The organism is Bacillus sp. P4_D3, from assembly GCF_056401855.1.
Genome location: NZ_JBFUIN010000920.1, coordinates 1 through 1,071, shown reverse-complemented (window position 1 = coordinate 1,071; position 1,071 = coordinate 1). Strand labels below are relative to the sequence as shown.

General features: G+C 34.9%; 1 protein-coding gene. It reads left to right on the top strand.

The genetic code is table 11. The annotated features are described in order from the left end of the window. Positions 1-533: 533 nt before the first annotated feature. A partial coding sequence (locus AC1DTM_RS28010; protein WP_477001428.1) for a class I SAM-dependent methyltransferase occupies positions 534-1,071 on the top strand: 538 nt, incomplete at its 3' end.

The window sequence follows — 1,071 nt, the reverse complement described above, 5'->3', positions numbered from 1 at the left end:
CATAAGAAACACAACACTAGCAACATTACATTTTTCATTCTTTTCATCTAGCCCCTTACCCTTTTTTCCTAAAAATAAAATATTCCATATATAAACAATACTAAATTATCGAATGTTTTCAAACAATTAAAACGTTTTTATATTCAGTTTATATATCTATTTCTTGTATTAATAAAAATATCCCCATAGATAAGTACATCCAAAGGGATAAAACGGTTCCACTTTTTTATAAACAGTACGACTTTATTGTTATGTAACAGAAATGTGAAATATCATATTTCACAAAATATCTTGGCAAAATGCAGTTTCACTGTATAACCCCATCCAAAATTTGATCGTACTTTCACCTTCCCTAATAACTTCAAAGGATTTTCACTCGATACTCCCGAATATATAAATAACCATTCTCGCAAGGAGCTAATTTATATGAATCTATTCGAACACGAAACATAAAACCGTTCCACTTTAATAAGAGGTCCTCCCTTTTTCTTTTCTTACTATATCATTTATTAACGAAATAGGAGGACAACAATATGAAACGTGATCCATTATTTTCAGCACTATTAGAAAGTGCAAAGACTAACTTTAGCGGCTGGGATTTTTCTTTCATTTCAGAAACTGGCCGTATGAATAGCGAGCCCCTATCATGGTCATACGGTAGCACTGCTTTCCAGCTTATGCAACGTGCAAAATCAATGCTAGATATGGGGACTGGTGGCGGAGAGTTTTTATCTATGTTACAACCGTTCCCGTCAACTATTTATGCGACTGAGGGCTATGCTCCGAATGTCCCAATTGCACGAAAGAAATTAGAACCTTTAGGAGTTATAGTCGTAGAAGTGACTGATGATACTGCTTTACCATTTCAAGATGGTCAGTTTGATTTAATTGTGAATCAACATGAATCCTATTCTGCTTCTGAAGTGAAAAGAAGTCTTTCCATCAATGGAACATTTCTTACACAACAAGTCGGTGGTCTTGATTGTGCGGAACTTAATGAGCAGTTTGGCACACCGCTGAATAGCGAATTTTCAAGTTGGTCACTCAAAACGGCATGTAGTGAATTAGAAC